Here is a 5,323-nt window from a genome sequence, read left to right as displayed (position 1 = left end):
TAACCCTCTGGGAATTATAGAACTTCTAAAAGGAAATAAATATCCTGTTAATTATCCTGATTTTGAATGAGATAAAGGCCTCGGAGTGATCCGGGGCTTTTTCATTTTACAACACGCCAAAATTGTGACTATCTTAATGGACTAAAAGTTGGTTTGATTTGCTAGATTTAGGAATGTATAATGCGAGTATTTTCTAAAATACCTGAATATCAGACTTTGTATGGCATTTAGAACTTTGGACTTCTAACAAAATCATGAACCAGACTAAATTTAGATCTTTTCTCATAAGCGGACTTCTTCTAGGCTATTTTGCATTGCAGGACTTACCTGAATTTAATATTATTTATAATGGAGCTGCACTACTTTTCAGTATTGGGGCATTTATTATAGCAGGACTTGAATACTTGAAGAAAGGAGAAGATTAATACATCATAATGCACATATTAGGGATGACAAAAATAAATTTTTTGAATAACCAAAAGCTTTCATCAAAATAACAGACTTTCATTTAGCGTTATTGTGTTCAATTCTTTCGAAAAATTAGAATACCAGGCATTCCGTGGAAGCAAATCTATGGTGATCAACTGAAACAAATATTTAATACCTCATTATATCTAATGATAAACTGCGGTTATCAGTATCAGGAAAGGAAACTTCATTAAGTGATCCATAGGCCAGTAAATTTAAAAAGAACATAACTCGGTATTTAGCAAATATGATCTCGCTGGTTATTACGATTATAACGCCTTTTAATCAAAACATTTATCCATATATCACCTCATGAGTAAAGATTGGTATAGAAAGAAAAGCTGGACTAAATCTGATCAGGAAGAGTTCTTTGCAAAATTGAAGAGGTCCAGAAAAGGCAACCGACCTCAATACCTTGAAAATTCAAGCAATTGAGCTTGAAGCAACAGGAAAGCCTGAACTTCTAATAGTAGCCGAACAACTTCTTAACCAGCTACTGTCCGGATATCCTAATGATAACTTTATCAAAAGCTCCTCTTTTCATACCCTCGGCAACATTTATAAACTCAGGAATGACTTAGAAACAGCATTAAAGTACTACAAGGAAGCTGTTGATTTTGAGAAAATTTGGCCTAACATTAAAACACAAGCAGACATAGATTTTTCAGACTTAGTAGTAAAAATGAACAAACCAGAATACTTTGACTTAGCTGAGGAATTGATGCACAAACGGCTGGAGAAATCTTTGTTCCCATTAGAAAAATATCGCGGATATTCTATTCTTGCTATAATTTCCCAGAGTCGGGGAGACAATACGAACTTCGAACGGTTTAAGAAACTTGCGGAGGAAAATGCATCTAAAGAGACATCCGGATTGAGATACCATAAAGACCTGGGAACCGTAAAGAAACGTGATTCCTGGTTGGATAGAATTCTAAAGAAAAAATAAGAATTGGGTAACAATGTGCTATGAATTAATAGCATTTTCTAAACCCATATCATTGTGGCTAATTTGAAAAAAGATAATGAACTCACGGATCAACAAAAGTAGTTGGAAAACCAAGGTAAAAATCTTATTCAAACCTGGGAATAGCAGAAAACTCCACAAAACAAAAAACCCAGCCATATTTGACCGGGTTTTGTGGAGAATACCGGATTCGAACCGGTGGCCTCTACACTGCCAGTGTAGCGCTCTAGCCAGCTGAGCTAATCCCCCTTTTGGAAACGGACAGCAAATATATTAAAAAATTCTAGAAAGGTCTTCTACCGGTAATAAATCTTTTTTGATAATATTTTGAGTCGAGGCTGCTCTCAACCACACCTAGGGATGATGAGCTGTGAATGAACTTCACCTTGTCCCTTTTCACATAAGTGACAAGCCCCACATGAGTAATTTTCCGGCGCCTTTTTCCCGTGGCAAAGAAAACCAGATCGCCCGGTTCCAGGTCTTTCATTTTTACCTTCTGCCCTACTTTGCTTTGAGCAGCCGAGGTTCTTGGCAATGGATAATTAATGGCAGAGTAACTATTGATCAGCAATCCTGAACAATCCATCCCCGCACGGGTAGTGCCTCCCCACCGGTAGGGAGTACCTATATAACTACGTGCAGTTTTAATTACCGTATCTACTTTATTCTGCCGAACTTGCGCCTTCTTTGCAGAACCGCAAGAGGCCATAACAATAAGAATAACAACAAAAAGCAGTGACTGAGCTCGTCTCATGGAATTGATAAAAGCATAAAAGTTAAAAAAATGAAATACGCCCTCAACATAATTGCTAAAGACCTTTTTACAAAACGAAAAAGCGATTAATTTTCAAACGCAATATAAACAAAAATAATTTTGATCAGGGAGAAGGAACTTACAGAATTGAAAAATGCCCTAACCGGGGAGTTACATTTTGACGATACTTACAAATCACTTTACGCTACCGATGCCTCCGCATACCGTGAAGTACCTATGGCTGTGGCCTTTCCTAAAGACCATAATGACCTTCGTCAGCTTATTCGTTTTGCTAATCAGCATAAAGTATCCCTGATCCCCAGAACAGCAGGAACTTCACTGGCCGGACAGGTAGTGGGCGCTGGTATTGTAGTGGATGTGTCCAGACACTTTACAGGCATACTGGAAGTAAACGCGGAAGAAAAGTGGGTACGTGTACAGCCCGGCGTGATCAGGGATGAACTGAATATGCACCTCAAACCGTATGGACTGTATTTTGGCCCTGAAACCTCTACAGCTAACCGAGCCATGATCGGTGGCATGATCGGAAATAACTCCTGCGGCTCAAACTCTGTGGTTTATGGCAGCACACGCGAGCACCTCATCGCTGTCAATGCCCTGTTAAGTGACGGGTCAGAAGTTTCTTTTCATGACCTGACCAATGAAGAGTTTGAAGAAAAATGTAGCCAGGACAATCTGGAGGGAAATATCTATAAAAACATCAAAAGTATTTTATCCGACCCCGCCAACCAGGCACAGATTGATGAGAACTTTCCAAAAAAATCTGTTCCAAGGAGGAATACAGGATATGCGATCGATCTTTTGAAGCACTGTAGCGTTTTCGAAAAAGTTGACGAGCCATTCAACTTCTGTAAGCTAATTGCTGGCTCGGAAGGGACACTGGCATTTATCACCGAAGCCCGGTTGGCTTTGCAACCTCTCCCCAAAATACACCAGGCTTTGGTATGCATCCATTTTGCTTCGGTCTATGAGTCGCTAAAAGGCAACCTTATCGCATTAAAATATGAGCCTACTGCATGTGAGCTTATGGATAATTACATTCTTGAGTGTACCAAAGGCAATATCCAGCAAAGACAAAACCGCTTTTTCATTAAAGATGACCCTCAGGCTATTTTGGTGGTTGAGTTGCGGGAAGACAACGAAGAAGAGTTGACACGTAAAGCCAATGCCCTGATTGAGGAACTTCAACAGGAAAATATGGGGTACCACTACCCTATTGTTACCGGACCAGACACAAAAAAGGTATGGGAGCTAAGAAAAGCCGGGTTAGGTTTGCTCAGCAACATCCCGGGCGATGCCAAGCCCGTACCGGTAATTGAAGACACCGCTGTAGATGTTAAAGACCTTCCGGAATATATCCGTGAGTTCAATGACATATTGACCAAGCATAACCTTTTCTGCGTTCATTATGCCCATGCGGGCTCTGGGGAATTACACCTCCGGCCCATCATAGACCTGAAAACTCAGGAAGGCAATGAGCTTTTCAGAACCATACTGGATGAAATAGCCCATCTGGTAAAAAAATACAAAGGATCACTCAGTGGTGAGCATGGCGACGGACGTCTAAGAGGTGAATTCATCCCGTTCATGATCGGAGACGCCAATTATCAGTTGTTGAAAGACATTAAAAATGCCTGGGACCCGGAGCACCTGTTCAATCCGGGAAAAATCGTCGATACCCCACCCATGAACAGCAGCCTGAGGTATGTTCCGGGACAACAAACCCGTGAATTTGACACCACCCTGAATTTCAGTCAATACCATGGGTATTTGCGTTCTGCTGAGTTGTGCAACGGTTCCGGCGACTGCAGAAAAACCCACCTGAGCGGAGGTACCATGTGTCCGTCATACATGGCTACTAAAAACGAAAAAGATACCACCAGGGCCAGAGCAAACATATTGAGGGAGGTACTGACCAACTCTACCCAATCCAACCCTTTCGACAGTCAGGAAATAAAAGAAGTTATGGAGCTTTGCCTGTCATGCAAAGGCTGCAAGTCCGAATGCCCGTCCAACGTGGATGTAGGCAAGCTAAAAGCAGAGTGGCAACACCAATACTACAAGAGCAATGGGGTACCCTTCCGAACAAAGCTTATTGCAAGCTTTACAAAGCTAAACAAGCTGGCAGCACTTGCCCCGGGGCTTTACAACTTCACCTTCACCAACCCGGTAACCTCTAAGCTAGCCAAGTCCATTTCGGGCTTTGCCGGTGAAAGGTCAATGCCACTGCTGTACAAGCAGACGCTCCGTGCGTGGTACAGAAAGAACTACAAACCTTCAACCGCCAAGAAAAATGGAGCAGTTTATCTTTTCTGCGATGAATTTACCAATTTCAATGACGTAGAAATAGGCATTACGACCATCAAATTACTGGACCGCCTGGGATATGAAGTGAAAATGATCGAACATGAAGAGAGCGGCCGTACATTTCTATCCAAAGGCTTACTGGACAAAGCTAAAAAAGTAGCTAAAAGAAATGTCGATATCTTTAAATCGATCATTTCAGATAAAACTCCATTGGTGGGCATCGAACCTTCCGCAATACTTGGCTTTCGCGATGAGTATATAGACCTTGCCGAACCGGAAGACATCGAAGCCACAAAAAAACTGGCAGAAAGCACTTTTATGATTGAAGAGTTTCTCGAAAGGGAGGTAAAAAGAGGCATAATAACCGAAGCAAACTTTAAGGATGAAAAGAAAGTGATCAAATTTCATGGTCATTGCCATCAGAAAGCCTTATCTTCCTTGGTACCTACCAAACGTATATTATCTTTGCCTAAAAATTATGAAGCACACCTGATCCCCTCCGGGTGTTGTGGCATGGCAGGTTCATTTGGTTATGAAAAGGAAAAATACGAGGTTTCCATGAGCATTGGAGAACTGGTATTGTTCCCGACAGTAAGAAAGCAACCGGAAGATGTAATTATTGCCGCAAATGGCACCAGTTGCAGGCATCAGATAAAAGATGGGACAACCCGCAAAGCGCTTCATCCCGTAGAGATACTATACGCCGCCCTGCTATAATTTCCTGACCTTGACCTAATCGGTTTTGATATCAGGTTATTTTTTTTAAAATTGGATAAAGTGTCTTCCATGAGAGCCCGACAAGTTTT

At 41.4% G+C, this 5,323-nt stretch carries 4 protein-coding genes and 1 tRNA gene; 3 read left to right on the top strand and 2 right to left on the bottom strand.

Going from position 1 to position 5,323, the window contains the following annotated elements; translation table 11 throughout:
* Positions 1-254 precede the first annotated feature (254 nt).
* The gene (locus E1163_RS02660; protein ID WP_155169185.1) at positions 255-425 is read left to right on the top strand and encodes a hypothetical protein; all 171 of its coding nucleotides are present in this window, start codon (positions 255-257) and stop codon (positions 423-425) included.
* Positions 426-883: 458 nt separating this feature from the next.
* Positions 884-1,417, top strand: a complete 534-nt coding sequence (locus E1163_RS02655; RefSeq protein ID WP_155169183.1) for a tetratricopeptide repeat protein — start codon at positions 884-886, stop codon at positions 1,415-1,417.
* Positions 1,418-1,610: 193 nt separating this feature from the next.
* Here the strand turns inward: E1163_RS02655 and E1163_RS02650 are convergent.
* Together E1163_RS02650 and E1163_RS02645 are read right to left on the bottom strand one after the other, a co-directional pair.
* A tRNA-Ala gene (locus E1163_RS02650) sits at positions 1,611-1,684 on the bottom strand.
* A gap of 34 nt (positions 1,685-1,718) precedes the next feature.
* A complete protein-coding gene (locus tag E1163_RS02645) occupies positions 1,719-2,189 on the bottom strand; it encodes a C40 family peptidase (RefSeq protein WP_155169181.1) in 471 nt (156 codons plus the stop codon).
* Positions 2,190-2,309: 120 nt separating this feature from the next.
* Between E1163_RS02645 and E1163_RS02640 the strand changes: the two genes are divergently transcribed.
* On the top strand, positions 2,310-5,234 hold the full coding sequence (locus E1163_RS02640) for an FAD-binding and (Fe-S)-binding domain-containing protein (protein WP_155169179.1): 2,925 nt from the start codon (positions 2,310-2,312) through the stop codon (positions 5,232-5,234).
* Positions 5,235-5,323 lie beyond the last annotated feature (89 nt).

The organism is Fulvivirga kasyanovii (assembly GCF_009711405.1).
Classification (GTDB): Bacteria; Bacteroidota; Bacteroidia; order Cytophagales; family Cyclobacteriaceae; genus Fulvivirga; species Fulvivirga kasyanovii.
The sequence above is the reverse complement of the archived record's forward strand: the minus strand, read 5'-3'. Positions and strand labels throughout refer to the sequence as shown.